This window comes from Corynebacterium halotolerans, assembly GCF_050107895.1.
Lineage (GTDB): Bacteria > Actinomycetota > Actinomycetes > Mycobacteriales > Mycobacteriaceae > Corynebacterium > Corynebacterium halotolerans_B.
Genome location: NZ_JBNILW010000013.1, coordinates 79310 through 106193, shown reverse-complemented (window position 1 = coordinate 106193; position 26884 = coordinate 79310). Strand labels below are relative to the sequence as shown.

The window sequence follows — 26884 nt, the reverse complement described above, 5'->3', positions numbered from 1 at the left end:
GGCAGGCTCGAGCACTTGCGCGGCATCGCACTCGGGTTCAAGAACCTCGACCACTACATCTTGCGGTCACTCATTCACTCCGGGCAGCTGCAGGCCAGGATCAACGCACTCTAAATCGTGAAGAGCCCGTTTGCCGGCGCCCCTATTCGACGACCACGATGGAAGAGGACATCGCCTACACCCGGGCCATCATCGACCGCATCGAACAGGACCATCTGGTGGACCGGGAGCGGATCTTCGCCATCGGCCACTCCAACGGCGGCGGTTTCGCCCTGTCGCTGGCCTGTTTCGCCCCCGACCTGGTGGCCGGCGTGTCCGCCGCCTCGGGCATCTACTATGACCCCGGCACCCCGAAGACCGGGCAGTGCGCCGGGGACCCGGTGCCGGTGATGATTGAGCACTCCAGCAACGATGGCCTGTCCTGGATCGATGGTGGGACGGCCCACGGCGCCCACTACATGGGCGCCCGGCAGTTGTCGGAGAGCTGGGCGGAGATCAACGGCTGCAGCGCCCGGACCGTGACCCGGCCCGTCGCCCACGAGGTCACCGCCCACGTCTACCAGGACTGTGTGGCACCCACGGAGTTCGTGGTCTCCGAGAACGACGGACACGGGTGGCCGCACTACGCGTCCTTCCAGGCGTGGGACTTCTTCTCACGGCTGGCGAGCTGACCCGGGCGACGTCGCCGGAGCCCGGGAGGCTGGCGAGGGAAGAAAAAGGGTTGACAATGGGGCAGACAAATGTCCCGTTTCCCGCTATCGTGCACGAGAGTGAACACCTTCCATGTTTCGGCAAAGGGCATCACCATCGTCGCCGTCGCGGCGCTCACCGGGGCCGGGCTGACGTTCGCGGTCCTGCACGGGGACGAGGCCCGGGGGACCGGTTCCGGCCAGGACCCCGCCGTACCGCAGGCAGCAGAAACCACCGCGGTGCCGGAGACGGGGCTGACGGCCACCTCTGACCCCTCCGAGCCGCCGGCACCATCCACGGTGGGACTCAGCGATGCGGAGCTCGCCGAGTTCGTGCCCGCGCTGGAATCGGCCAGCCCCGGGAGCACCGACCGGATCACGCTGACCATGCCGGACGGGCAGGAGCGGCGCTATCTCTATTCCACGTCGGACACCGTCACCCCGGAGGAACCGCTCCCGGTGCTGCTGGCGATGGGCGGGTGGACCGACCCGCCGGAGAACTTCCTGAGCTACGCCGGTTTCGACGCCGCTGCCGGCCACGAGGCCGTGGTGGTCTATCCGGCCGGGGTGGCCAACGCCTGGGCCGGGGCCCCGTACTCGGAGACCACTGAAGAAGAGGACATCAGTTTCCTGCGGGCGATCATCGCCCAGTTGGAGACTGCCCTGCCCGTGGACCGCGAACGGATATACGCTGCCGGGATGTCCAACGGCGGCGGCATGGCGCTCGAGCTGGCCTGCCACGCCCCCGACCTGGTGGCCGGCGTGTCGGCGGTGTCGGCTGCTCTGTACGAGGAGATCGACGACGGTTGCCAATCCGCACCCGTGGCCACCCAGATCATGCACGGCACGGAGGATGAGCTACTCAACTACAACGGCGGCATTCTCCACGACACACCCTATCTGCCGGTCGAGGACATGGTGCGGCAGCTGGCTCAGCGCAACGGCTGTACCCCGGACGCCACCGACTCCACCCCGGTGGGGGACAACGCCGACCGGCTGGTGCTCCGGGACTGCACCGTCCCCACCGAACACATCCGGGTCAACGGCGGTTTCCACGACTGGTACATCGACCCGTCCACCCCGGACGAGGCCTGGGCGTTTCTCTCCGCCCAGCGTGCCGTGAGGAACTGAACGGCGCTGGTCTACGATAGTGGGCATGTCTGAAGTTCGCGTACGATTCTGCCCGTCGCCCACCGGCACCCCGCACGTCGGTCTGGTCCGCACCGCCCTGTTCAACTGGGCCTATGCCCGTCATACCGGCGGCACGCTGGTCTTCCGCATCGAGGACACCGACGCCGCCCGGGACTCCGAGGATTCCTACCAGGCGATCATCGACGGCCTGCACTGGCTCGGCCTGGACTGGGACGAGGGCGTCGAGAAGGGCGGGCCGCACGAGCCCTACCGGCAGAGCCAGCGCAAGGACATCTACGCGGACGTGCTGAACCAGCTGATCGAGGCGGGGGAGGTCTACCCGGCCTACTCCTCGGCGGAAGAGGTGGAGGAGCGGCACAAGGCCGCCGGCCGTGACCCCAAGCTGGGCTACGACAACTACGACCGGAACCTGACCCAGGAGCAGATCGACGCCTTTGAGGCGCAGGGCCGTAAGCCGGTCTGGCGCCTGCGGATGCCCGAGAAAAACTGGACCTGGACCGACCTGGTCCGCGGAGAGGTCGAGTTCAAGGCGGAGACCCAGCCGGACTTCGTGGTCGCCCGCTCCAACGGCGAACCGCTCTACACCCTGGTCAACCCCGTCGACGACGCGCTGATGCAGATCACCCACGTCCTGCGGGGCGAGGACCTCCTGCCGTCGACGCCGCGCCAGATCGCCCTCTACGAGGCTCTGATCCGCATCGGTATCACCGATTTCGTCCCGGAGTTCGGGCACATGCCCTTCGTGATGGGCCAGGGCAACAAGAAGCTGTCCAAGCGCGACCCGCAGTCCAACCTGTTCATCCACCGGGACGCCGGGATCATTCCCGAGGGGATGCTCAACTACCTGGCGCTGCTGGGTTGGTCACTGTCGGGCGACGAGGACATCTTCACGGTCGACCAGCTGATCGAGAACTTCGACATCAAGGACGTATTGGGCAACCCGGCCCGCTTCGACGAGAAGAAGCTCACGGCCATCAACGCCGACCACATCCGGTTGCTGGAGCCGGCCGTGTTCGAGGACCGGCTGCGTGACTACCTGAGCGAGTACACCGAGTTCCCGGCGGATTACCCGGCTGACAAGTTCCAGGTTGCCGCTGAGCTGGTGCAGACCCGCATCAAGACTCTCGGTGAGGCCTGGAACCTGCTGAAGTTCCTGGTCACCGCCGATGAGGACCTGGTGCTCAATGAAAAGGCCGCGAAGAAGAACCTCAAGGAAGCCGCGATCGAGCCGCTGGACGCCGGTATCGCCGCTCTGGAGGCGGCCGGGGAGTGGACGACCCCCAACATCGAGGCCGCGCTGAACAAGGCGCTCATCGACGACCTGGGACTCAAGCCGCGCGTCGCCTTCGGCGCCCTGCGGGTGGCCACCTCCGGCGAGGCCGTGTCCCCGCCGCTGTTCGAGTCCATGGAGCTGCTGGGCCGTGAATCCACCATGAAGCGGCTGCGTGCAGCCCGTGCGGTGACTCCCTACGTGCCGGCGGGAGAGCAGCAGTAGGTTTCCTGCGCGGGCCTGACTGAGGGCCGGGGTGCAGCTGACACAGCTGCACCCGGCCCTCGTCGTTTTTCGTCCTACCGTCACTCCGGTTCATCGGGTTCCCAGCGGAGCAGATCTCCCGGTTGGCATTCCAGGGCCCGGCACAGCCCGGCGAGGGTGGAGAAGCGCACCGCCTTGGCGTGCCCGTTCTTGAGCACCGAGAGGTTGGCCGGGGTGATGCCCACATCCTCGGCGAGTGCCGCGACGGTCATCTTCCGGCGGGCGAGCATGACATCGATGTCGACCACGACTCCCACTCAGATCACCGCGTCCAGTTCGGCGGAAAAGCCTGCGGCCTGCACGAGCAGCATGCGCTGGACGTAGACGATCAGCGCCACGCCGGCCACGAGCAGGGCCAGTACCGCGCCGATCAGAATGACGCCCGGGTCATCGTCAACCTCCCCGACGATGTAGCCGAGGATGAGGACGAGCACCGCCGCCACGGTGATCGCGCCGATGATCACGTCCACCCAGCGGAAGGCGAGGGGAGAAAAGACCTTCCCGCGTCGGACCAGCGTCAGCAGCTGCCAGACACACGCCAACGCCACCTCAACGCACACGAAGCCGATGACGATGACGGAGACGGCGGCGATACGTGCGCCGCGGTAACTGTCTGCCGGATCCAGGAAGAGCATGGCGGTCAGTAGGGCCTGGATTCCCAGGCAACCGAGAAGTCCCACGATCAGGATGCCGCGCAGTAACGCGATGATTTTCTGAGGCATGACAACCCCTTTCATATCGAATGTCAATATGAGTATATCGAAATTCGATATATTTTTCATCATCCCCAGGTCGGGAGAATGTCCGTGCCGACATTCTTCTGGCCTGGTATCCGATCTGCAGGCGGTGGTGGGGGCTGCCGGCTGGGGACCGAGTCCCCTCCGACATTGATGGGCGGGGTGAGTTCCGATCCAGGGTGCGGTGAGCTGCAGATTTGGCGCGGCAGAGCAATTGTGGTTATAGTGTTGCGAGTCGAGCAGCGCAGGCGAAAGCCTGAAAAGCTGATTCGAGATTGGCCTATGGTGTAATCGGCAACACAACGGTTTCTGGTACCGTCATTCTAGGTTCGAGTCCTGGTAGGCCAGCTGCGGAGAAATTCGCTTACGCCCCGTTCGTCTAGAGGCCCAGGACACCGCCCTCTCACGGCGGCGGCACGGGTTCGAATCCCGTACGGGGTACAACACAATAACCTCCCGAAGTTGAAGAACTTCGGGAGGTTATTCTCATTTCTGTCGACAGGGGAGAAAAGTCCGGGGCTGAGGTCCGGGAGGGAATGTGGGCTTTCGCGGGGGCCGATACGGGCACCGGGGCCTGGACTAGATGGCGGGATCATCCCAGCGCTGCAGGATCCTTTTCTCCTCGCGATTTGGTCGAATGCCAGCGTTGTGGTTATAGTATTCCTCGTTGAACAGCGCAGAGATTCGTTCTCAAGCCTGTGATCAATGGCCTATGGTGTAATCGGCAACACAACGGTTTCTGGTACCGTCATTCTAGGTTCGAGTCCTGGTAGGCCAGCTGCGGAGAAATTCGCTTACGCCCCGTTCGTCTAGAGGCCCAGGACACCGCCCTCTCACGGCGGCGGCACGGGTTCGAATCCCGTACGGGGTACAACACGCAGAAGACCATCACCTTCCGACCAGAAGGTGATGGTCTTCTGCGTGTCCTGAGTGAAGTGGTTCTTCTCACGTAGGATCTGGGTGTGAAACCCGTTAAAACACTTGACCAGCACATCGCAGTATTCGGCGAAAGCGGCAGTGGTAAAACCGTCCTGATTTCGTCCTTTTATGGGGCGGCGCAAGAGCCGCGGGCACTCCGGAACAATCTTTTCCATGTGGTGGCCGATGATGTGGGGGAAGGGACGCGGCTGCACCAGAACTATCTCGGCATGAGGGACGAATCCCGGGTTCCGGCAGCCAATAAATTTTCCGCTACCTCGCACTCCTTCTCCATCAAACTGAAGGATGCCGGCAACTCCAGGGACCTGAAGGGGAGTCCATTCCAGGCCCTACGGCTGGTCTGGCACGATTATCCCGGAGAATGGTTCCATCAGGAGGTCAGTGGCCCAACGGAGGCCGAGCGCAGGGTGGACACCTTCAGGTCGCTGCTGGGCTCCGACGTCGCGCTGCTGTTGGTGGACGGGCAGAAGCTGGTCGACCATGCAGGTGAAGAGGAACGTTACCTGAAATCCCTGTTGGGGAACTTTAGAAATAGCTTGCTCTCGCTGAAGGATGACCTGCTTGAGGACGGAAAACCGCTGGTGGAGTTTCCCCGGATCTGGGTGATCGCGCTGTCGAAGGCCGACCTGATCCCGGAGATGGACGTCATCAATTTCCGTGACCTCCTGATCAGAAAAGTGGCCGGAGAAATCGGTTCCCTCCGTGAGGTTCTCGGGGAATTCGTCGTGGGAGATGAGGCCTTGTCAGTCGGGGAGGATTTCATGCTGCTGTCCTCGGCGAAGTTCGAACCTGGAAAAATCGCAGTAGATGAGCGCATTGGGGTCAATCTTATTCTGCCGCTGGCTGCCATGCTGCCGTTCGAGAGACACGTGAAGTGGGCCAGGGCGAAGCAGCTGCCCGGCAAAGTCGCGGAGGCTCTATTGGGCGCCGGAGCATTTAGTGCCGGGGCAGTGGCCGCGGTCCTGCTCGGGGCGAAGTTCCTCCCCGGTCCGCTCGGGAGGGTGGCCGGTATCGTCGGGACACTTCTGCCGAAGGACCGTCTGGATCAGGCGTTTCAGCTGGGAGGTAAGAAGCTCCGGGCGCTCAACGACCAGGCCTTGTCCGAGCAGAAATACCTCACCGCAACTTTGACCGGATTCAAGATGGATCTGGAAAAGGCGGAGAAAGACCAGATCCTGCTGAGGAGCGTGCAGTGATTCTTCTGTGGGCCACCCGAGGACGGCACTGGGGTTTCCGCTTTCTCATCGCTGAGGAGGGGGTCGACCCCCTCCCGCTCTATGAGGAAACCTTCAGTGGCGTGGGTGAGGAACCCGAAGCGTGTCGTCGGCGGAACGGAAGAATCGCTCTGCGCTTCCCTGACCCCGAGGGCCGGAAGGATGCAGCCGGCCGGGCCATCGTGCATGATTTCGTCCTGACCGGGAATTCGGCAGGGAAAATCTCCTCGGTGGCGGAGGGCAGGGGGCTGGTCTGGAATCGGGTGGCCGATAATTACGCCAGACTCTGGGATGTCGCCCTCGACCCCTGAGGTGGGTGGCGAGGGAAGTGGTTCGCCCTCAACAGGATCAACAGGCACGCACAGTTCCAGCTGGGAGCTCCGGTGTTGCCGTCACCGCAATCCAGGTGCCCGATTCTCAGGATCAACGCCCCGCACTGTGGTAGCGTTCAAGAGGTTGTGGGCGAAAAGGGCCCTGTCGTCTCCTAGACGCACGGGGCGGATACAGGCCATCATCTTCCGGTCCGGAGGTGGTGGTCTTTTGCTGGTTCACTGCAAAAATCACCCCCGCACTCTCCAATGTATCGTGACTTCCACCACATGCGATCGATCGGCGGGGGTGGAGTAATCTGACATGTTACGTTCATTTTCCGGCAAACCGCTTTAACAACCGGTGGAGTCAACTTATGCTTCAGGTAACGGAGAAATCCACAGCAGAAACTCCATCGGTACCGTGGAGTTTGACCGACTAGCTACCGGCCATCTGGAAGTCTCCGGGTTACTGGAATCGACGGATTGGAGAGCGAATGACGGCAAGTGGAACTATTTCAACTTCCGGACACCTCGTAGGCGTCCTCCCGGCAGCGGGCATCGCCATAATCCCGACTTCCAAGCGCAAGTAATGCGTGAAGCAGGAGCTAACCGAGTAGATGACGTATCGAGAGTGTCACCCGGACCTCACGGCTTCAACCCCCGATAACCCACACCCGGCACATTAATCCCCCTCAGGGTCCAAGCGGACGTGATTCAAGGAATATCTACTTGAATCAACGAAACCTCCGCACCAGGCGCCGGAAAGAGGTGGAAGCAGATCGCCAGGACATGCAAGCCGTCCAGGTCCGGCCCAGCAAGAACCCGCCCCTCACTTCCCGGGGGCGGGCTTCTCCTGTGCCCATGCCCGTGTGTCGCAGCTCGTCCCGTCGCAGTCCTGAAATGTGGTGAGCAGGCGATTTGTTGAATCTTCGGCGCGTAGTTTATTGTTTTCTCCAGACCACGAGCGAGTAATCGCTCGCGTCCGATGCGCCCCGTTCGTCTAGAGGCCCAGGACACCGCCCTCTCACGGCGGCGGCACGGGTTCGAATCCCGTACGGGGTACAGCTCAAAGAGCCTTCCGAAGTCACAGTGACTTTGGAAGGCTCTTTTTCATATCCTGCCGGGGTGGGCGGCGGGAGGGGTTAAGCGCCAAGAAGTGTGCCGCCCCTTAGCTGACCTTGAACTTTCCCGATTCTGCCCGACCCTTGACAACCAAAACAGTACGCTTATACTGGAGGTTAGCCAAACCTAATACATCGGTAGGGCGACAATGGCTGTGCCGCCCTGGAAAGGGAAATGGTGAGGCATGACAGAGATACAGAACCTCGCCCGGTTCGTGGACCGGGCGACTGTGGCGGACATGAGCCCAGCGGCTCTGGAACAACTGAAGATCCGTGTACTGGACACCCTCGGGGTGGCGATTGCCGCCCAGGACGCGGAACCCATGCAGGCGATCCGGCAACTGCTCGAGGAACTCGGCGGTGCCGAGCAGGCCACGATGATCGGCGGCGGGAAGATCCCCGCGGACCGCGCCGCCTTCTACAATTCAGCGCTGAGTCGCTACCTCGACTTCATGGACGCCTACCTGGCGAAGGGGGAGACCAACCACCCCTCGGACAATATGGGTGCCGTCCTGGCTGCTGCGGAAACCAGCGAGGCCTCCGGCGCTGATTTCCTGGCCGCCTTCGCCGCGGCGTACCAGGTCCACACGCGGCTTTCCGACGTCGCTCCGGTCCGTGACCGCGGTTTCGACCACACCACCCAGGGCGCGTTCGCCGCCGGCGCGGCCGCAGCGAAGGCGCTCGGGTTGGACGAGGACCAGATCGCGAACGCGGCTGCCATGACCGCCACCGCCAATGTGGCGCTACGGGTGACCCGCACCGGCAACCTCAGCAACTGGAAGGGGCTGGCGTACCCGCACGTGTCCAAGGAGGGCACGTTCTACGCCCTGCTGGCGTCCCGCGGGATCACCGGCCCGGAAGAGGTCTTCGAGGGCAACAAGGGCTTCAAGGACACTGTCTCCGGCGACTTCGACATCGACTGGTCGCAGGAGAACCTGGAAGCGGTGGCCGGCACCATCATCAAGAAGCACAACGCCGAGATCCACTCACAATCGGCACTCGACGCCGCCCAGGAGATCCGCCGCCGCCCGGGCTTTGACGTGGACCGGATCGCGGCGGTGCGGTTGAAGACCTTCGACGTGGCCTACAACATCATCGGTGGCGGAGAGGAGGGGGACAAGCGCACCGTCCGGACGAAGGAAGAGGCGGACCACTCCCTGCCCTGGATGCTGGCCGTGGTCCTGCTGGACGGCGAACTGACTCCGGCGCACTACGCCCCGGAGCGCATCACCGCCGGTGACGTCCAGGGGCTGATGGACAAGATCAGCATCACCCCGGATGAGGGGCTCTCCACCCGCTTCCCGGCCGAGATGCCAGCGGAGCTGACCGTGGCCCTGGACGACGGCACGGAATTCACCGTCACCGAATCCGCCTACGATGGCTTCCACACCCGGCCCCTGGACTGGGCCGGCGCCCGGGCGAAGTTCGACACCCTGGTCACCCCGTTCACGGACCGGGCGCTGCGGGATGAGCTCGCAGAGCTGGTCCACCACCTGGACGGCGTCGACAAGATCAGCACGCTGACCACGGCGCTCAGCCGGGTCAGCACCACACGAAACGAGTAGAAAGGATTCTCACCATGGGAAATCAGATTGACTTTGACGTTGCCTTCAACTTTGTGCCGCGGGCACACCGCCCGGCCAAGCCGCGCACCTACGGCATGACCGAGATCCGGGCACCGTACTACGACACCTTCGGTACCCGGCACCTGCAGGACATCTTCGACGTGGCGGGCCCCTGGGTCGACGGCATCAAGTGGGCCGGCGGCTCCTTCGCGCTGCTGCCGCGGGAGCAGGTGCGCAAGTTCTCCGACATCGCCCATGAGAACGGCGCCTACGTCTCCTCCGGCGGTTGGATCGAGACCGTTCTGCGCTACGGTGACGACGCCGTGGACCAGTACCTGAAGGAGGCCAAGGAGGTCGGTTTCGACGTCATCGAGATCTCGACCGGTTTCATCATGCTGCCGACCTCAGGTCTGGAACGGCTGGTGGAGAAGGTCACCAAGGCCGGCTTGAAGGCCAAGCCCGAGCTGGGCATCCAGATCGGCTCCGGCGGTGACTCCGGCGAGGCGGAACTGGCGGCGGAGTCCAAGAAGGACATCGGGGACCTGGTCGACCGCGGCAAGCGGGCCTTGGACGCCGGCGCCTCGATCATCATGATCGAGTCCGAGGGCATCACCGAGAACGTCACCGAGTGGAACACCGGCGCCGCGGCCGCCATCATCAACGGCCTGGGACTGGAGAACGTGATGTTCGAGGCCGCCGACGGCCCGGTCTTCGAGTGGTACGTCAAGAACTACGGCAACGAGGTCAACCTCTTTGTCGACCACTCCCAGATCCTGCAGCTGGAGGGGCTGCGCCAGAACATCTGGGGCAACAAGTCCACCTGGGGACGGGTGATCAATCCCGCCTAACGGCTGCGAAGCCCAGGCCGGGCCCCGCACCATCCATCCGGCGCGGGGCCCGGTGTCCTGCTACAGCGCCATGCTGAGCCGCCGGGCGGCCTCCACGAGGTCCTCGGCCCATTTCGCCCCCGGCCCGGGACCGAGCCGTTCCGCCGGGCCGGAGATGGAGAGCACCGCCAGGAACAGGCCAGCGGTGTTGAACACTGGAGCAGACAGGCTGGCCAGTCCCACCTCGCGCTCGCTGACCGATTCCGACCAGCCCTGGGCGCGCACCCGGTCGAGGTCGTCGGCGGTGAAGGAGGCGTCGGGGAGCAGGGCGTCGCGGAGCTCGGGGGAGGAGTGCGCCAGGAACACCTTGGCCGCGGAGCCGGCGGTCAGCCGCATCTGTGAACCCACGGGCACGGTATTCTGCAGCCCGGACGGCGGCTCCTGTGCCGCGATGCAGGTGCGGGTGGTGTCGCTGGCCTGGTAGAGCTGCACGGATTCCCCGGTGCGGTGCATCAGTGCGGCCATGACGGGGGTCGCGGCGTCGATGAGCTTGTTCTTCGCCCCGGCCCCCAGGGTGGCCAGTGCGGAGCCGATCGACCAGCGACCGTCAGAGGTGCGGGCCAGGATCCGGTGGGTTTCCAGGGCCGTGGCCAGGCGGTGGACCGTGGCCCGCGGTAGTTCGGTGTCCGTGCACAGTTCCGCCAGCGACCGCGGATGGTCGGCGACGGACATCATGATCGCCACGACGCGGTCAAGAACCTTGATGCCGGAAGTAGATGCGCTATACTGTCCCATACAACGATACTAACATCTCATTCCATGGGATTCTCAGCCCGGTTTCCCGCGGAACGGACAGAAAGAGGTGACTCCCCATGACAGCGCCTGAACAGTCCCAGAAGCTCACCCTGGCGGAAAAGGTGTGGAACGACCACGTCGTGTCCAAGGGTGAGGGCGGCGAACCCGACCTGCTCTACATCGACCTGCAGCTGCTGCACGAGGTGACCAGCCCCCAGGCCTTCGATGGTCTGCGTCAGGCCGGCCGCACGATCCGCCGGCCCGACCTGCACCTGGCCACCGAGGACCACAACGTGCCCACCGAGGGGATCAAGACCGGCAGCCTGCTGGAGATCAATGACCAGGTCTCGCGGCTGCAGGTGGAGACCCTGCGCAAGAACTGCGCGGAGTTCGGCGTCCGGCTGCATCCCATGGGCGATGTCAAGCAGGGCATCGTCCACACGGTCGGCCCGCAGCTGGGGGCCACCCAGCCGGGCATGACCATCGTCTGCGGTGACTCCCACACCTCCACCCACGGCGCCTTCGGATCCATCGCGATGGGCATCGGCACCTCCGAGGTCGAGCACGTCATGGCCACCCAGACGCTGTCGCTCAAGCCCTTCAAGACCATGGCCATCGAGGTCTCCGGGGAGCTGCAGGACGGCGTGTCCGCCAAGGACCTGATCCTGGCGATCATCGCCAAGATCGGCACCGGCGGCGGCCAGGGCCACATCATCGAGTACCGCGGCGAGGCCATCCGGAAGCTGTCCATGGAAGCCCGGATGACCATCTGCAACATGTCCATCGAGGCCGGCGCCCGGGCCGGCATGATCGCCCCGGACGAGACCACCTTCGACTACGTCGCGGGCCGCGAGTTCGCCCCGAAGGGCGCCGACTGGGACGCCGCGGTGGAGTACTGGAGGACGCTGGCCACCGACGACGGCGCGGAGTTCGACACCGTCGTCGAGATCGACGGATCCGCGCTGACCCCGTTCATCACCTGGGGCACCAACCCGGGGCAGGGGCTGCCGCTGAGCGCCAGCGTGCCCGATCCGGAGGACTTCACCAACGACAACGACAAGGCGGCGGCCGAAAAGGCGCTGACCTACATGGACCTGACGCCGGGCACCCCGCTGCGCGAGATCGCCATCGACACCGTGTTCCTGGGGTCGTGCACCAACGCCCGGATCGAGGACCTGCAGATCGCGGCCGAGATCCTCAAGGGCCGCAAGGTCGCCGACAATCTGCGGATGATGGTCGTCCCCAGTTCCACCATGGTCAAGGAGCAGGCGGAGAAGGAGGGGCTGGACCGGGTCTTCATCGAGGCCGGGGCCGAGTGGCGTACCGCAGGCTGCTCGATGTGCCTGGGCATGAACCCGGACCAGCTCAAGTCGGGCGAGCGTTCCGCCTCCACCTCCAACCGCAACTTCGAGGGCCGGCAGGGCCCGGGCGGGCGCACCCACCTGGTGTCCCCGGCCGTCGCCGCCGCCACCGCGGTCCGCGGCACCCTGTCGTCCCCGGCCGACCTGGCCGCCAGCAACTAAGGAGCGAAGACAAGTGGAAAAGTTCACCACCCACACCGGTGTCGGCGTGCCGCTGACCCGGTCGAATGTCGACACCGACCAGATCATCCCCGCCGTCTACCTCAAGCGGGTCACCCGGACCGGATTCGAGGACGCCCTCTTCGCCCAGTGGCGGAAGAATGATCCGGACTTCATTCTCAACCAGGCCACCTACACCAACGGCTCGATCCTGGTTGCGGGGCCCGACTTCGGCACCGGCTCCTCGCGGGAGCACGCCGTCTGGGCACTGATGGACTACGGCTTCAAGGTGGTCTTCGCCTCCCGCTTCGCCGATATCTTCCGCGGCAACTCCGGCAAGTCCGGCCTGTTGGCCGCGCAGCTGGATCAGGCCGACATTGAACTGCTGTGGAAGCAGATGGAGCAGGAGCCCGGCCTGGAGCTGACGGTCGACCTGGAGTCGCGCACCGTCACCGCGGGCACGAACACCTACACCTTCGACGTGGACGACTACACCCGCTGGCGCCTGATGGAAGGGCTCGATGACATCGGCCTGACCCTGCGCCACGAGGAGGAGATCACCGCCTACGAGAAAACACGTCCGGCGTTCAAACCGACGATCGGCGCCGACAGCTAGGTTCCCGTCTCGGCCCCTGGTTGTCCGGAGAGCCAGGACCGGATGGCCGCCCCTGCGGTCGTGCGGTCACTTCACCGGCAGGGGACTGGCCAGGTAATCCGCCCCGGTCAGTTCACCGTCGGTGAAGCTGAGCACCCAGGCACTGCCCTTCTTCGCCTTGATCTCCTCCAGCGGTAGCCGTCCCCTGGCGGAGAGCCAGGCGATCATGTCCGGGATGACGGTGCCCTGTCCGACCACCACGGACACCCCGCCTTCAGCAATGACCTCGGTGAACCGGCGCTGGGCAGCCGTCATGTGCTCCAGCCAGCCGTCATCGCCGAAGAGCAGATCCACCTCGACGTCCAGGTTGAGTTCGTCGGCCAGGGGAGCGGCGGTGGCCTGGCACCGGTCGGGGAGCGCCGAGTAGATCCGCTCCGGCTTGAAGGGCAGCAGCATCGGCACCAGCATCTCCGACTGACGACGCCCCTTCTTGTCCAGCGGGCGGATGTTGTCATCGCCCTCCCAGTTGCGGCGCTGGTGGGCCCGACCGTGACGGACGTAGAGGATGCGGCTGGTGGCGGGCAGGGTGAAACGTTTGGCGGCCTTGTCCAACACGGCGCGGTCGACCCCGTAGCTGAGCAATTCCTTGGCCTCCTCGATGGAGGTCCACCGCAGTTCGTCTACCTCTTCATTGGGGGTGAACTGCCCGCCCAGCACCTTGCCGGTCCAGTAGTAGACCACCTTGGTGCGCCCCATCACGGGGTAGTGCACCTTACCCAGCAGCTTGCCCAGCTGGATCTCGTAGCCGGTTTCCTCGAGGATTTCGCGGGCAGCCGTGGTCGGCAGCGATTCGCCGGGGTCGACCTTGCCCTTGGCCAGGGACCAGTCGTCATAGGACGGGCGGTGAATAACCGCCACCTCCACGGTTGCCGGATCAGCCACGTCGCCGCGCCACAACACCGCTCCCGCCGCCAGCGTGGTCTTCCTGAATTCGCCGGCAGGGTCGACGGGAATGACCTGGTGTCGGCCGGTCACCGCCAGACCGCAGTCGTTGTCCTTGTCCGTTTCGTGCGTAGCCTTTGCCATGATGTCCATCTTCGCGCACAATCCCGGTCCGTGCACCGCGCGACACCGCGGCAACCCACGGGGAGCGTTGCACCGCGGCGTCGGCGAGCGGGGCAGGAGCAACCCCGCGCTCAACGCCGGGAGGGGTTTTCCGTACAATCCCTTCTGAGTTAGTCGTGCAGGTCAATCCGGTGGAGGGCGGACAGTCGTGGTCAACGTTTCAGTGATGGGGGCAGGATCCTGGGGAACGACGTTGGCGAAGGTGTTCGCTGACGCCGGTAACCGGGTGACCCTGTGGGCCCGCCGTGCGGAACTTGCCGAAGCGATCGCCACGACCCGGGAAAACGCCGACTACCTGGCGGGGATCGCCCTGCCGGAAGCCATCACCGCCACCACCGACGCCGCCGCTGCCCTGACCCATGCGGAGATCGTGGTGTTCGCGGTGCCCTCGCAGACGATGCGGGAGAACCTCGAGGCCTGGCGGGAGCTCCTGCCCCCGGATGCGACCCTGGTGTCCATCTCCAAGGGCGTGGAACGGCAGACGCACCTGCGCATGAGCGAGGTCATCGCGGAGCTGACCGGGGTGGATCCCGACCGCGTCGTCGTGCTCTCCGGGCCGAACCTGGCCCGGGAGATCGCGGAGGAGCAGCCGGCCGCCACCGTCATCGCCGGCCGTGACGAGAACCGGGCCAAACTGGTGCAGGCGGCCGTGTCCACCTCCTACCTGCGGCCCTACACCAACACCGACGTCGTCGGCGCCGAGGTCGGGGGTGCCTGCAAGAACGTCATCGCCCTGGCGTGCGGCATGGCGGCCGGCCGGGGGCTGGGCGACAACACCCTGGCCACGGTGATCACCCGGGGCCTGGCGGAGATCACGCGGTTGGGGGTGGCCCTGGGGGCGGAGGAACGCACCTTCGCCGGCCTCGCGGGACTGGGTGACCTGGTGGCCACCTGCACGTCCACGCTCTCACGCAACCGCAGCTTCGGCGTGCGGTTGGGAGAGGGCGGCACCCTGGAGGAGGCGAAGAAGGCCACCCACGGCCAGGTCGCCGAGGGCGTGATCTCCTCCAGCTCGATCTGGCAGCTGGCCCGGGAGAACCAGGTGGAGATGCCGATCACCCAGGCCGTCTACGCGGTGTGCCACGAAGGCATGGCCGTGGAACCGATGGTTCGTGCACTGATGGGGCGCTCCAAGAAGGCGGAATAACCCGGACGGCCGGGGCGGCTCCCGGATCCGGGAGCCGGAACCGGTAAGCTGCCGGGTTGTGAGCAACACCGATTCGCAGCGAACCCGGGTAGCCGTCATCTACGGTGGCCGCAGCCCCGAGCACTCTGTCTCCTGTGTCTCCGCAGGTGCCGTGATGAGTCACCTGAACCCGGAGAAATACGAGGTCATCCCGGTCGGCATCACCGAGGCGGGTACCTGGACGGTCGGGGAGCCCGACCCGGAGAAACTGCGGACCGTCGACCGCGTGCTCCCGGTCGTCGAGCAGCGCGAAGAGCTGCGCCTGTCGGTGTCCCCGGAGACCCGCGGCCAGTTCTACCTGGCTGACGGCACGGTGCACGCGACCGCGGACGTGATTTTCCCCGTCCTGCACGGCACCTTCGGTGAGGACGGCACCATTCAGGGGCTGTTCGAGCTTTCGGGCGTCCCCTACGTGGGTACGGGGGTACTCTCCTCCGCGGCCGGAATGGACAAGGAGTTCACCAAGAAGCTGATGGTCGCGGTGGGGTTGCCCGTCACCGATGAAGTGGTGCTGCGCGACGGCCGTGAACTGGGGGAAGACGACCGTGAGCGGCTGGGGCTGCCCGTGTTTGTCAAACCCGCCCGCGGTGGTTCCTCGATCGGCATCTCGAAGGTCGACACCTGGGCGGAACTTGCCGGGGCAGTCGAACTGGCCCGGCAGCATGACTCCAAGGTGATCGTCGAGGCGGAACTCGTGGGCGCCGAGGTGGAGGTCGGTGTGGTGGAGTACCCGGATGGGCGAGTGGTGGCTTCGGTGCCGGCCCGACTGGAAAACACCGGGAACTCCGAGGAGGGTTTCTACGGCTTCGAGACGAAGTACCTGGATGACGTGGTCACCGCCACCGTGCCCGCTCCCTTCGGCCCCGAACTGACGCAACAGCTGCAGGACCTGGCTGTCACGGCATTCCGGGCGTTGAACTGCGAGGGACTGGCGCGCGTGGACTTCTTCGTCACCGCGGCCGGCCCCGTGCTCAACGAGATCAACACCATGCCGGGTTTCACCCCGATCTCCATGTACCCGCAGGTGTTCGCCGCTTCCGGGCTGAGCTACGCGGATCTCCTGGACACTCTGGTGCAGCGGGGGCTGACCATTCACCGTTAGGGACCTGAGTCCGTCCGAAGGGTTGCCCGGAGGGGTTGTCCGGTGCGGCTGAGCAGGGGAGACGCCGGACCTGTGGCGGGATTCGGCGCCCCGGAGGCAGAGTCAGATCCGCTTCGCTCCTCCGCCCGTCCGGAGGAGACGTAGCAGCGCCCCCGGGAACCTGGGATTCCCGGGGGCGCCATCCGTGAGCCGGCGGTTACACCGCCAGGTCACTGCTCCCCGGTGTGCTCGGCAATCGCATCGCCCAGCGTCACCACTGCGGAGTTACCCGAAGCCTGCGGCACGCTCACGGCGATATCGGTGTCACGGCCGAGGGCGAACCAGGTTGAGGAGGTGGTGCCGTTGGCCAGGGTGGTGTCCTCGAACCAGGGGATCTCATTGATCTGGTTGAGCCGGATGCCCACCTCATAGTTCTCGGGTGGGGTCACGCCACACCGGAGCACCACCGGCTCCACGCCCGGGGCGCCCCAGGCGGCCGTGGTGTCGGCCGGCAGCCCGGTGTCGGCGGTTGAGATACGGCGGTATTCCGGATCGGTGCCGAAGCTCTCCGGCAGGTTGCCCATCAGGTCCCCGCAGCGGGCGTTCGCGTCAGCGGCGGACTCGAGGCCTGCCAGGGGAGCCGGATTCGGTTCCTGGCGCTCCTCGGGCAGGGTGGCCATTGCCTCGGCGAGGTCCTCGGCGGGGGCCGCTCCGGCATCCGAGGTTTCCGGATCAATCTGATAGACCGTGACGGCCACGGCCGGGGAGCGGTTGACGGTGTACCAGGTCTGCAGGGCGTCGCCGGTCGAGGGATCGACCACGTGCAGCCACTCGGTACCGTCCACCTCGGTGGTTTCCGAGAGGGCGGTGTACTGGAAGGGCAGGTCCACGCCACAGCGCAGCGTCAGTTCATCGGCTTCTCCCGCCACCCAGGCAGCCGCCCCGGCCGGCGCTGGTTCAGCCACTTCGGCGCGCTGGAAGCCGGCCACCTCCTCGGGCAGCTCCTCGAGCAGCGGAGCGCAGGCCGGGTGGTCCGCGTTTCCGCCGGGCAGCTCCGCCATCTGCACCGGCCCCTGGCTGGACTGGCCGGCGACCCAACGGGCGCCCCCGAGCACGCCGAGCACCAGCAACAAAGCCAGCCCAAGGGCGATGAAAATCGGGGTGCGGTTAAATTGGGGGGAGTTGTTGGCTCTCATGTCCACACAGCCTATCTGTGGCGGCGGGAAGGAAGGAATCTGTGTCCACCAGTGCTGGACCAACGATCGGGGAGGTTGGCGAACACGCGGCCATCGCCGAGATACTCGCGGTCGCCCCGTCCACCCGCAACGGTGACGACGCCGCCGTGCTCAGTCACGCCACGCCCAACTCCCGGGCGGTGGCCACGGTCGACATGTTGATCGAGGGCAGACATTTCAACCTGGAGTGGTCCTCCCCGGAGGAGGTCGGTCACAAGGCCATCGTCCAGAATTTCGCGGATATTCAGGCCATGGGGGCCCGGCCGGTCGCCGCGTTACTGGCCATCTCTGCACCACCGCACACGCCGCTGGACGTGCTGCGGGGACTGGCCCGCGGCGTCGCCGGGCGGCTGGACCAGTTCTCCGCGGAGCTCGTCGGTGGTGATCTCACCGCCGGCGACAAGCTGGTGGTCTCGGTGACCGCCATCGGCTCGCTGGGCGGTTCGCTGCCGGAGTTGACCCTGAACCGGGCCAAGGTGGGGCAGCGGGTGGTGGTCAGCGGCCGGATCGGTGATTCGGCGGCCGGCCTGGCCCTGCTGCAGCGTTACGGGCGGGACGTTCCGGCTGAATTCACCGAACTGGTGGCCGCCCACCGTACCCCGCACCTGGCCCCGGGCCGCGGCATGATCGCCCGGGCGACGGGAGCCACCGCGATGACGGACAACTCCGACGGCCTCATCGTTGACCTGACCACCATGGCGAAGCGCTCCGGGGTGAACATTGACCTGCACCGGGACGCGATCGCCCCGCACCACCTGATGGTCAAGGCCGGGGAACTTCTCGGCATCGATCCGTGGGAGTGGGTGCTCACCGGCGGTGAGGACCATACGCTGATGGCCACGACGGCGGAGGATGTCCCCTCCGGTTTCCGGCCGATCGGCAGGGTGCTGCGCGGCAGCGGTGTCACCATCGACGGCACCCCACCGGAATACGGCACCGGCTGGGTGAGTTTCTAGCCGTCCCGTTCTCCGCGAACGGGGCACTAAAGTACACCCTCGCTCCGGGGCCGCCCCCGGCGGTATCCCGCCCGTACCTTAGGATATGTGGTCGACATCGTGGCTGCGGCGTACTGGGCCAGGCATTCACGGGCGGGACACAGGGGCAGGTGCAGGTGCGGGGAATCAGAGACTTCCGGCTGGGGGCCATCAACGGCGGGGCGGAACTGCTCGTCGGTCTCGTGATCTGGGTTCTGTCCCTGATCGGCTTCGATACGGCGACGTTCGGGAGCATGCTGTCGCTCGCGGTGTTCTACAGCGTGCTCGTGCTGCTGAAGTATGCGCCACCACTCGCGGTGGTGCCGTTGGCGATCGCCGCCGGTTTGTGGGCGGCCGGCATCGCCGACTACTTCCTCCTCAGCGGTTTCCTCATCTATCTCGCGGTCGAGTTCGCGGTGGCCCGCCGCCGACCGGCCATTGCCGCCATCCTGGTGACGGAATTTCTGGTCCTCGCCTACTACCTCACGATCGACGGTTTCCCACGCGATCTGCTGATGGCGATCGCCGTCGAATCGCTGTGCTTCGGCACCGCGGTGGTGGTCGGCCGGATCCGGCTGCGGATGCTGGGGGAACGCCGCCACCTGCAGCACGCCCAGCAGGAACTACAGCGCAGCCTGCAGACCAACATCGCACACTACCTCCACGACAGCCTGGCCCGCTCGCTGACCGTGATGGCGATGCAGGCGGAGCTGGCCCGGCTGGAGGTGGGGGATCCGGAGATCCGGCGGAAACTCGACGCGATCTCCGACTCCGGCCGCACCGCCCTGGATGACCTACGGCAGCTGGTGGATCACCTCGTGCAGGACCAGTCGGGCGACGCCGATGGTGCCCTCGGTGCGTGGAACACCTCGACGGTGGGGGCGTCCGTGCGCACCGCGGTGGAACTGCTCGAGGCGGCAGGGTACCGGATCTCATGTCGGGAGGTGGATCCGCTGCGCCGGTTGCGCCGGGAGGTGGAGATCGCGTTCGCCCTCGCCTTCAACGAGGTGACCTCGAATCTGGTCAAACACGCCCCGACCGGCGCGAAGGTCCGGATCCTGGTGCGGGAAGAAGATGAATGGCTCACCGTGACCGTGCGCAACGCCCGTGCCCCCGCCGCTGCGAAAGCAGTGCCCGGCAACGGCGGGTTGGGGATGGGCAGCATCACCGCCAGGATGCGGACCGTCGGCGGGGACGCCGACTTCCAGGTGACACCGGACTCCTGGAGTGTCACGCTGACCATGCCCGCGGACACGAGATAAGGAGATGAACCGTTGATGAGTGGCGCACAACCGGCGATTTCGGTGCTGGTGGTCGATGACGAGCAGTTCTTCCGGGAGACGGTGACGACGTATCTGCAGCAGCACCCGGAGATCACGGTCATCGCGACGGCCGGTGACGGACTGGAGGCACTCGCCGTGCTGGAGCGGGTGGCCGTCGACGTCGTGCTCAGCGACGTGCGGATGCCCCGACTGGACGGCATCGGCCTGACCCAGGAGATGTCCGACCGGGCACTGCAGAGCCGGGTGGTCGGACTGACCACCTTCGACGATGACCGGGCGATGCTCGGCATGCTCAGCGCCGGTGCCTTCGGCTTCGTGCTCAAGAGCGCACGGCCGGAGGAGATCGTGGGGGCGGTCCGCACCGCCGCGGCGGGCGGGACCACCATTTCGCCGCAGTCCGCGACATCGCTCCGCAAGTACGTCACCAACTGTTTCGGGCCGGCGACCGTGGCGCTGCCGGGGAGCGAACAACGGGTGCTGGCGCTCCTGCAGACCGGTCGGAGCAACGCGGAGATCGCCCGCGAACTCGGGGTCGCGGAAACCACCGTGAAGAAGTCGGTGGCGCGGCTGATGCGACGCTATGACGTCAAGAGCCGGCTGGAACTGGTGGTGGCCACCCGGGAGCACTGACTGGTCGGGAGGGTACTAAAGGACACCCCGGATCCAGGTGGACACCCGCCGCCCGGTAGGTGGGTACCCGGCATCGGATTAGCATTACTTTTGCCGCAGGTCCGTCGCCGCCGTGGCCCGCCGGGGCCATGTCAGCAGCTCAGCAGGGTTCCGGAACACGCCCGCACCGGGGCCAAGGACGGTCCGGTCCGGGGACGGTGCCCGGACTACGGCACCGGAGGCACCGGAGGGGCACCCGACGGCCGGTCACCGTCCGGTGGCTGCCGTGCCCGCCGCCAGCCTCCTGCGCCGTGGCGAACGAAAACCCGTGCGAGAACACCCGTCCCACCCTCCCGGAACCGGGAGCAGAAAGGAATACCTGATACCTCCATGTCCATTGCCACACGTCGTTTCGCCTCCGGTGCCACCCTTCTCAGTGCGGTGACCGCAGCCGCCCTGCTCACCGTCCCCGCGGCCACTGCCGCGCCCACGTAGCAGGAAGTGCAGTGGGACACCTGCCCGGCGGGTTCCGCCACCGACGACGGTGCCCTGTGCGCCCAGTTCCCGGTTCCCCGCGATTACGCCGATCCCTCGGCCGGCACCATCGACATCACCATGAGCAAACTTCCGGCCACGGGGTCTAGGGCGGAGTACCGGGGCGTGATCGCCGGGAACCCGGGCGGACCGGGTGGCAGCGCCCTGGGAATGTTCGCCGGCGACGCCGACCTCGCCGCCGGCACGGACGACGGCAAGGTGCTGTTCCCGGAACAGGTCCGCCGCCAGTACGATCTCGTGGCCGTGCAACCGCGGGGCCATGCCTGGGCCGGGGACCTGGACTGCACCGTGGAGGGAGTGCCGGGACTGCTGACCGCCCAGTTCGGCGCGGGCGCCGTGCATCAGGCGTGCGAGCTGGCAGATCCGGGGCTGGTCGGCACGATCACCACGGAGAACACCGCCCGCGACCTGGACGTCGCCCGGCAGGTCCTGGGGCAGGAGCAGCTCAACCTCTACGGCCTGTCCTACGGCGGCGCCCTGATGTCGACGTACGCCACCGCCTTCCCGGAGCGCACCGCGAAGATGATCCTCGATTCCAGCGTCGCGCCCTCGGACCGGTGGTTCAACCTCGGGGCCTCCCGGCTCGATGACCGGCGGGCGGCCCTGGACGCCTACTTCAGCTGGATCGCGGACCGCGATGACGAGTACCACCTGGGCACCACGCCGTTGCAGGTGTACCAGCGGTGGTCGGACCGGGTGAACGAGGAAGTCGGCGTGGCCGCCGAGGTGGCCCCGCCGGCGGCCCGGGTCGGCGATCTGCCCGCCGGGCTGGCGGAGCACTCGGACGCGCTCCTGCCGCACCTGAACCAGGTCCTGGAGCCCGCCTGGCGGGCCACCAGCGCCTGGCAGGCGCTGAGCACCGGAAAATCCGGCCTGACGGCGGCCTCGCCGACGTTCACGGCCACCATCTACGGTGCCCTCTATGACGAGAGTTCCTGGCCGCAGACAGCTGGCTGGTTGCGCGACGGCATCCCGGCGGAGGACCCGGCGGCGATCCCGACCGACGACGCCGAACTGGAGGGGCTGAGCCGGCAGATCCTGGCCATGCCGATGGTGGAACTGGCCATCGTCTGCAATGAGAACCGCAACGAGGTCCGCCATGACCTGGTGGCGCCACAGCTCGCGGACGCCTTCACCGGCGGCGACGTCATCGGCCTGATCGAGAACAACCTCGCCTCCGGACAGGTCTGCGCCGGGTGGCCGTTGCCCACCCCCGCCCGCGACCTCAGCGGCGCGGAACTCGCGGAAGAACCGCTGCTTCTGGGCTACAGCGGCGACAACGCCGTGACCGGCGAGGCCATCGATGAGGTCCAGCACACCATGGGCGGCGAGCAGATCGTGCTCGAGGGATGGAGCCACGGGGTGCTGGTCGGCGACACCGCCACCGTGACGGACGAGGTCACCGCCTACCTGAGCTAGCGGTGCCACCAGCGGGGGCCGGAAGTGGCTTAGAATCGGTGCCCATGAGTGAGCTCCAAGAACTTCCCGTCCACCCCAGCTGGCAACCGGTGCTGGAACCGGTCGCGGAACAGATCCACCGTCTCGGTGACTTCCTCCGGGCCGAAAATGAGAACGGTCACGGCTACCTGCCGGCCGGCACGGACGTGCTGCGCGCGTTCACCTACCCCTTTGACGAGGTCAAGGTGTTGATCATCGGCCAGGATCCGTACCCCACGCCGGGGCACGCCATGGGACTGAGCTTCTCCACCACCCCGGGGGTGCGCCCACTGCCGCGCAGCCTGGGCAACATCTTCAAGGAGTTGAGCTCCGACCTGGGTATTCCCGCACCCACCGACGGCGATCTGACCGCCTGGTCCCGGCAGGGCGTCGCACTGCTGAACCGGGTACTCACGGTCCGCCCGGGCAAGGCCGCCTCCCACCGCGGAAAAGGCTGGGAGGAGGTCACGGAGTGCGCCATCCGCGCCTTGGCCGAGCGGGATCTTCCCCTGGTGGCGATTCTCTGGGGCCGGGACGCGCAGGCGACCCGCAGGTTCCTGGGGGACACCCCGTGCATCGAGTCCCCGCACCCCTCGCCGCTCTCGGCCAGCCGCGGCTTCTTCGGGTCCCGGCCGTTCTCCCGCGCCAACGAGTACCTGACCACCCGGGGCGCAGAGCCGGTGGACTGGCGACTGTAGAATTCGGAGCCATGTCCTTTCCCCTCGAGCTCGACGGCACCGGGCTGCACAACTGGGCGTCTCGCGCGGTCGCCGAACTCTCGGCCCGCCGCGCCGAGATCAATGCGCTGAACGTCTTTCCGGTACCGGACGCGGACACCGGCTCGAACATGGCCCACACCATGGAGGCGGCGCTCGCGGAGGCGGACAAGCTCGACGCCGCCGGGGACCCCGGCCGTGACAGCGTCGTCCGGGTGGCCGAGGCGCTGGCCGTCGGGTCGGTGCGCGGGGCCCGCGGCAACTCCGGTGTGGTGCTCTCCCAGGTCCTGCGCGCCATCGCGCAGGCGGCGGTGGACGGCAACGTGGGCGCGGCGTCGATAAGCGACGCCCTGGCGATCGCGGTGAACCTGGTGGACGCCGCGATCTCCGAACCGGTGGAAGGCACCGTCATCACCGTCATGCGGGCCTCGGCGATCGCCGCCCGGGACACGGAGGGGGATCTGCACGCGGTCGTCGAAGCTGCGGTGCGGGCCGCACGCAGCGCCCTGGCCAAGACACCCTCACAGTTGGATGTGCTGCGGGAGGCGGGCGTGGTGGACGCCGGCGGCCAGGGCTTCGTGGTGCTGCTGGAGGCGCTCCTTGCCGAGATCGAGGGGGACGATGCCCCCAGCGCACCGACCGGCATGGAAAGTCACGGCCGGGTGCTCCCGCTGGAAGTGATGTTCTATCTCACGGCGGCGGACCTGACCGAGGTCGAGCGGACCCTGGCGCCCCTGGGGGACAGCCTCCTGATCGCCCGGGCCAGTGACACGGCCGGGACCATTCACATCCATTCCGCCCAGCCGGGGGCAGTCATCGAGGCGGCCTTCGCCGCCGGCGAGGTCAGCGATCTGCGTCTCGAGGTGCTGCCGGAGGCCCCGCAGGTGGCCCCGCCGCCCCGGGTGGTGGTGGCGGTGACGCCGGACGGATCGATCGCCGAGCTGTACCGGGAGGCCGGAGCCGTGGTGGTCACCCCGGGGAGGGACACCGTCTCCGAGATCGTCGCGCAGATCCGCCGGAGCGGCGCGGCAGAGGTCATCCTGCTGCCCAACGGCCTGCTGAGCCGACGCGAGCTGGTGTCGGTGGAAAAGGCCGGACACGCCTTCGAGCAGACCATGATGCTGGTGCCCACCGGCCGGCTGGTCAGCGGGATCGCCGCCCTGGCCGTCCACGACCCCGACGCCCCGCTCGGAGTGGCCGCCTACGCCATGGCGGAGGCGGCCGGCGCGATGCGCACCGCCGTGCTGGACCGGGCGGGCAAGGCCGCGCTGACCCAGGCCGGGCCCTGCGCCAAGGGCGATATCATCGCCACGGCCATGGGGGAGATCATCCTGGTGGCCGAGGAGATCACCGAGGCCCTGGCCGACACCGCCCGCCGCCTGCTGGAGGGCGGGGGAGAGCAGGTCACCGTGCTGGCCACCCCCGAAGTCGTCGAAGAGCTGACCCCGGCGGCACTGCGCTCCCGGCTGGGACGCGCGGGCCGTGATGTCGAGGTCATCATCTATCCTGCGGAAGGAATGGAACAGCTGGCCGAGATCGGGGTGGAGTGAGCGCATGCTGGGATGGCGGGACGAACGGAAACTGGCGGATATTCTGCCGGCCAAGGAAGCCAGGGCGATCCAGAAGGCCTTCGGGTTCACCACGGCCGCCGAGCTGCTGGAGCACTACGCCCGCGATTACTCCCGGCACGGCTCCGGCGTCAACGTCGAGGACGCCGCCGAGGGGGACATGGTCACCTGCGTGGGGGAAGTGACGTGGGCACAGACCTCGCGCACCAAAAACGGCAAGCTCATGCACAAGATCGTCATCTCCGACGGCCGCAACACTCTGGGTGCCACCTTCTTCCAGGCGGCCTTCCCCGCCAAGCAGCTCGTGCGCGGGGTGCGTGCCATGTTCTCCGGAAAGCTCGGCTATTTCCGCGACCAACCGCAGATCACCCACCCCGACTACCTGCTGCTCAGCGCGCCGGGCGAGACGAAGAAGAAGGTGGCCACCGGTGGTCTGCGCAATCTGGCCGCCTACGGCGGGGCCGAGGACGTGGACACCATGCTCGCCGAACGGGACTATCTGGCGGTCTACCCGGCGAAGAAGGGCATGACCTCCTGGCGGCTGATGGGCGCCATCCACCAGGTGCTGGCCACGCTGCCGAAGGTGGAGGAGCCCCTCGGTTTCACCCCGGAGGGACTGGTCAGCTTCGATGACGCGGTCCGGGGGATCCATGAACCCGGCCCCGACGGCCCGGGACCGGCCCGCGAGCGCATGAAATACAACGAGGCACTCAGCCTGGCCATCGTCATGGCGCTGCGCCGCGCCGACACCGAGCACCGCCGGGCTCCGGTCTGCCAACCCCTCGCCGACGGCCAGCAGGCCCGGCTCCGGGCCAATCTGCCCTTCCCCCTGACTGCCGGGCAGCGGCAGGTGGTCGGGGAGATCGCCGCCGACCTGACCGGGACGATCCCGATGAGCCGCCTGCTGCAGGGCGAGGTCGGTTCGGGCAAGACGATCGTGGCGCTGCTGGGAATGCTCCAGGCCGTCGACGCGGGCCGGCAGTGCGCCATGCTCGCCCCCACCGAGGTGCTGGCGGTCCAGCACGCCCGGTCCCTGACCGCCATCCTGGGTGCCGCCGGGGTGCCGGCCTCGGTGGTGGTGCTGACCGGATCGATGAGCGTGGCCACCAGACGGCAGGCCCTGCTGGACATCGTCTCCGGCCAGGCCGACATCGTGGTGGGCACCCACGCGTTGATCCAGGACACCGTGGAATTCTTCGACCTCGGGCTGGTGGTCGTGGATGAGCAGCACCGTTTCGGAGTGGAACAGCGCGACCGGCTCCGGGGCAAGGGCCGGGACGAGATGACCCCGCATCTGCTGGTGATGACCGCGACCCCGATCCCGCGGACCATCGCCATGACGGTGTTCGGGGACCTGGCCGTGTCCACCCTCCGGGAGCTGCCGGGTGGGCGCAAGCCCATCCAGTCCGCCCTGGTGCCCGAGGTGGTCAGGCCGAAATGGATGGGCCGCGCGTGGGAACGGATCGCCGAGGAAGTGGCCGCGGGCCACCAGGCCTACGTGGTCTGCCCCCGCATCGACAACGAGGGCGGGGTGCTCGCCGTCCACGAGATGCTGCGCACCTACACCTTCCCGGATCTGAGCGTCGGCCTGCTGCACGGTCGGATGAGCGGTGAGGACAAGGACGCCGTGATGGCGGACTTCGCCGCCGGGGGCATTGACGTGCTGGTCGCCACGACGGTGATCGAGGTCGGGGTCGACGTGCCCAACGCCACCGTGATGCTGATCCGCGAGGCGGAGAACTTCGGGGTCTCACAGCTGCACCAGCTGCGTGGCCGGGTGGGGCGTGGCGGCCACGAGTCCCTCTGCCTGTTCCACACGTTGCTCGACGACCCGATGAGCCCGTCCCTGGCGCGGCTGGACGCCGTGGCGCGCACCTCGGACGGCTTCGAGCTCGCCGAGCTGGACCTGCTCACCCGTCAGGAAGGCGACGTCCTGGGTACCCGGCAGTCCGGCGCTGAACGGAAGGTCAAGTTGTTGTCCTTTACCCGGGATCTGAAACTGATTGAACAGGCGAACGCCGATGCCGCGCAGCTGGTCGCCGACGACCGTGGTCTGGCGGAGGTTCTGGTCACTGACATCGCCGTCGACAACCAGGAGTACCTGGAGAAGAGCTGA

The 26884-nt window shown here is 66.7% G+C and carries 23 protein-coding genes and 5 tRNA genes; 23 read left to right on the top strand and 5 right to left on the bottom strand.

Features of this window, described 5'->3' with window-relative positions; all coding sequences use genetic code 11:
- Positions 1-158: 158 nt before the first annotated feature.
- From ACQCVD_RS12580 to gltX, 3 genes are all read left to right on the top strand, one after another.
- Positions 159-671: an alpha/beta hydrolase family esterase gene (locus ACQCVD_RS12580; RefSeq protein WP_426824108.1), complete on the top strand. Its 513-nt coding sequence runs from the start codon at positions 159-161 to the stop codon at positions 669-671.
- Positions 672-770: 99 nt separating this feature from the next.
- Positions 771-1820, top strand: coding sequence for an alpha/beta hydrolase family esterase (locus ACQCVD_RS12575; protein ID WP_426824107.1), 1050 nt, complete (start codon positions 771-773; stop codon positions 1818-1820).
- Positions 1821-1845: 25 nt separating this feature from the next.
- Positions 1846-3336 carry a glutamate--tRNA ligase gene (gene gltX / locus ACQCVD_RS12570; RefSeq protein WP_426824106.1) on the top strand — a complete coding sequence of 497 codons (1491 nt, stop codon included), beginning with the start codon at positions 1846-1848 and terminating at the stop codon, positions 3334-3336.
- An 80-nt stretch (positions 3337-3416) separates the two neighbouring features.
- On the opposite strand, the gene ACQCVD_RS12565 is transcribed toward gltX, so the two are convergent.
- Positions 3417-3632 carry a helix-turn-helix domain-containing protein gene (locus ACQCVD_RS12565; RefSeq protein ID WP_426824105.1) on the bottom strand — a complete coding sequence of 72 codons (216 nt, stop codon included), beginning with the start codon at positions 3630-3632 and terminating at the stop codon, positions 3417-3419.
- The gene (locus tag ACQCVD_RS12560) at positions 3633-4097 is read right to left on the bottom strand and encodes a DUF2975 domain-containing protein (protein WP_426824104.1); all 465 of its coding nucleotides are present in this window, start codon (positions 4095-4097) and stop codon (positions 3633-3635) included.
- Positions 4098-4388: 291 nt separating this feature from the next.
- On the opposite strand from ACQCVD_RS12560, the gene ACQCVD_RS12555 reads away from it, so the two are divergent.
- The 9 genes from ACQCVD_RS12555 to ACQCVD_RS12515 all read left to right on the top strand — a co-directional run bounded on the left by ACQCVD_RS12555 (position 4389) and on the right by ACQCVD_RS12515 (position 10110).
- Positions 4389-4460: transfer RNA gene (locus ACQCVD_RS12555), tRNA-Gln, on the top strand.
- 20 nt (positions 4461-4480) lie between these two features.
- Positions 4481-4553 (top strand) — tRNA-Glu (locus tag ACQCVD_RS12550).
- A 265-nt stretch (positions 4554-4818) separates the two neighbouring features.
- Positions 4819-4890: transfer RNA gene (locus tag ACQCVD_RS12545), tRNA-Gln, on the top strand.
- Positions 4891-4910: 20 nt separating this feature from the next.
- A tRNA-Glu gene (locus ACQCVD_RS12540) sits at positions 4911-4983 on the top strand.
- Positions 4984-5074: 91 nt separating this feature from the next.
- Positions 5075-6247, top strand: coding sequence for a TRAFAC clade GTPase domain-containing protein (locus ACQCVD_RS12535; protein WP_426824103.1), 1173 nt, complete (start codon positions 5075-5077; stop codon positions 6245-6247).
- Positions 6244-6576 carry a hypothetical protein gene (locus ACQCVD_RS12530; RefSeq protein ID WP_426824102.1) on the top strand — a complete coding sequence of 111 codons (333 nt, stop codon included), beginning with the start codon at positions 6244-6246 and terminating at the stop codon, positions 6574-6576. Before ACQCVD_RS12535 ends, ACQCVD_RS12530 begins: the two co-directional genes overlap by 4 nt.
- Positions 6577-7565: 989 nt before the next feature.
- Positions 7566-7638, top strand: a tRNA-Glu gene (locus ACQCVD_RS12525).
- 244 nt (positions 7639-7882) lie between these two features.
- Positions 7883-9262 carry an MmgE/PrpD family protein gene (locus tag ACQCVD_RS12520; RefSeq protein ID WP_426824101.1) on the top strand — a complete coding sequence of 460 codons (1380 nt, stop codon included), beginning with the start codon at positions 7883-7885 and terminating at the stop codon, positions 9260-9262.
- A gap of 14 nt (positions 9263-9276) precedes the next feature.
- Positions 9277-10110 (top strand): phosphosulfolactate synthase, encoded by an 834-nt coding sequence (locus tag ACQCVD_RS12515; RefSeq protein ID WP_426824100.1) that lies wholly within the window; start codon positions 9277-9279, stop codon positions 10108-10110.
- Between the two features lie 60 nt (positions 10111-10170).
- Here ACQCVD_RS12515 and ACQCVD_RS12510 read toward each other — a convergent pair whose 3' ends face one another.
- Positions 10171-10884 (bottom strand): IclR family transcriptional regulator, encoded by a 714-nt coding sequence (locus tag ACQCVD_RS12510; protein WP_426824099.1) that lies wholly within the window; start codon positions 10882-10884, stop codon positions 10171-10173.
- Between the two features lie 77 nt (positions 10885-10961).
- Here ACQCVD_RS12510 and leuC point away from each other — a divergent pair, with 77 nt between their 5' ends.
- Together leuC and leuD are read left to right on the top strand one after the other, a co-directional pair.
- Complete coding sequence (gene leuC, locus ACQCVD_RS12505) at positions 10962-12407, top strand: 3-isopropylmalate dehydratase large subunit (RefSeq protein WP_426824098.1); 1446 nt, start codon at positions 10962-10964, stop codon at positions 12405-12407.
- Positions 12408-12420: 13 nt separating this feature from the next.
- Positions 12421-13020, top strand: coding sequence for a 3-isopropylmalate dehydratase small subunit (leuD, locus tag ACQCVD_RS12500; RefSeq protein ID WP_426824097.1), 600 nt, complete (start codon positions 12421-12423; stop codon positions 13018-13020).
- 66 nt (positions 13021-13086) lie between these two features.
- Here leuD and ACQCVD_RS12495 read toward each other — a convergent pair whose 3' ends face one another.
- The gene (locus ACQCVD_RS12495; RefSeq protein WP_426824096.1) at positions 13087-14085 is read right to left on the bottom strand and encodes a bifunctional NUDIX hydrolase/histidine phosphatase family protein; all 999 of its coding nucleotides are present in this window, start codon (positions 14083-14085) and stop codon (positions 13087-13089) included.
- Positions 14086-14290: 205 nt separating this feature from the next.
- Here ACQCVD_RS12495 and ACQCVD_RS12490 point away from each other — a divergent pair, with 205 nt between their 5' ends.
- On the top strand, positions 14291-15271 hold the full coding sequence (locus ACQCVD_RS12490; protein ID WP_426824111.1) for an NAD(P)H-dependent glycerol-3-phosphate dehydrogenase: 981 nt from the start codon (positions 14291-14293) through the stop codon (positions 15269-15271).
- Positions 15272-15329: 58 nt separating this feature from the next.
- On the top strand, positions 15330-16412 hold the full coding sequence (locus tag ACQCVD_RS12485; protein ID WP_426824095.1) for a D-alanine--D-alanine ligase family protein: 1083 nt from the start codon (positions 15330-15332) through the stop codon (positions 16410-16412).
- A 209-nt stretch (positions 16413-16621) separates the two neighbouring features.
- On the opposite strand, the gene ACQCVD_RS12480 is transcribed toward ACQCVD_RS12485, so the two are convergent.
- The gene (locus tag ACQCVD_RS12480; RefSeq protein ID WP_426824094.1) at positions 16622-17587 is read right to left on the bottom strand and encodes a DUF3515 domain-containing protein; all 966 of its coding nucleotides are present in this window, start codon (positions 17585-17587) and stop codon (positions 16622-16624) included.
- Between the two features lie 41 nt (positions 17588-17628).
- Between ACQCVD_RS12480 and ACQCVD_RS12475 the strand changes: the two genes are divergently transcribed.
- The 7 genes from ACQCVD_RS12475 to ACQCVD_RS12445 all read left to right on the top strand — a co-directional run bounded on the left by ACQCVD_RS12475 (position 17629) and on the right by ACQCVD_RS12445 (position 26884).
- The gene (locus ACQCVD_RS12475) at positions 17629-18582 is read left to right on the top strand and encodes a thiamine-phosphate kinase (RefSeq protein WP_426824093.1); all 954 of its coding nucleotides are present in this window, start codon (positions 17629-17631) and stop codon (positions 18580-18582) included.
- Positions 18583-18737: 155 nt separating this feature from the next.
- On the top strand, positions 18738-19862 hold the full coding sequence (locus ACQCVD_RS12470; RefSeq protein WP_426824092.1) for a sensor histidine kinase: 1125 nt from the start codon (positions 18738-18740) through the stop codon (positions 19860-19862).
- Between the two features lie 15 nt (positions 19863-19877).
- The gene (locus ACQCVD_RS12465; RefSeq protein ID WP_426824091.1) at positions 19878-20513 is read left to right on the top strand and encodes a response regulator; all 636 of its coding nucleotides are present in this window, start codon (positions 19878-19880) and stop codon (positions 20511-20513) included.
- Positions 20514-20993: 480 nt separating this feature from the next.
- Positions 20994-22466, top strand: a complete 1473-nt coding sequence (locus ACQCVD_RS12460) for an alpha/beta fold hydrolase (protein WP_426824090.1) — start codon at positions 20994-20996, stop codon at positions 22464-22466.
- 44 nt (positions 22467-22510) lie between these two features.
- The gene (locus ACQCVD_RS12455) at positions 22511-23182 is read left to right on the top strand and encodes a uracil-DNA glycosylase (protein ID WP_426824089.1); all 672 of its coding nucleotides are present in this window, start codon (positions 22511-22513) and stop codon (positions 23180-23182) included.
- 11 nt (positions 23183-23193) lie between these two features.
- Positions 23194-24750: a DAK2 domain-containing protein gene (locus ACQCVD_RS12450; protein WP_426824088.1), complete on the top strand. Its 1557-nt coding sequence runs from the start codon at positions 23194-23196 to the stop codon at positions 24748-24750.
- 4 nt (positions 24751-24754) lie between these two features.
- Entirely contained in the window at positions 24755-26884 is a 2130-nt protein-coding gene (locus ACQCVD_RS12445; protein WP_426824087.1) for an ATP-dependent DNA helicase RecG, read from the top strand.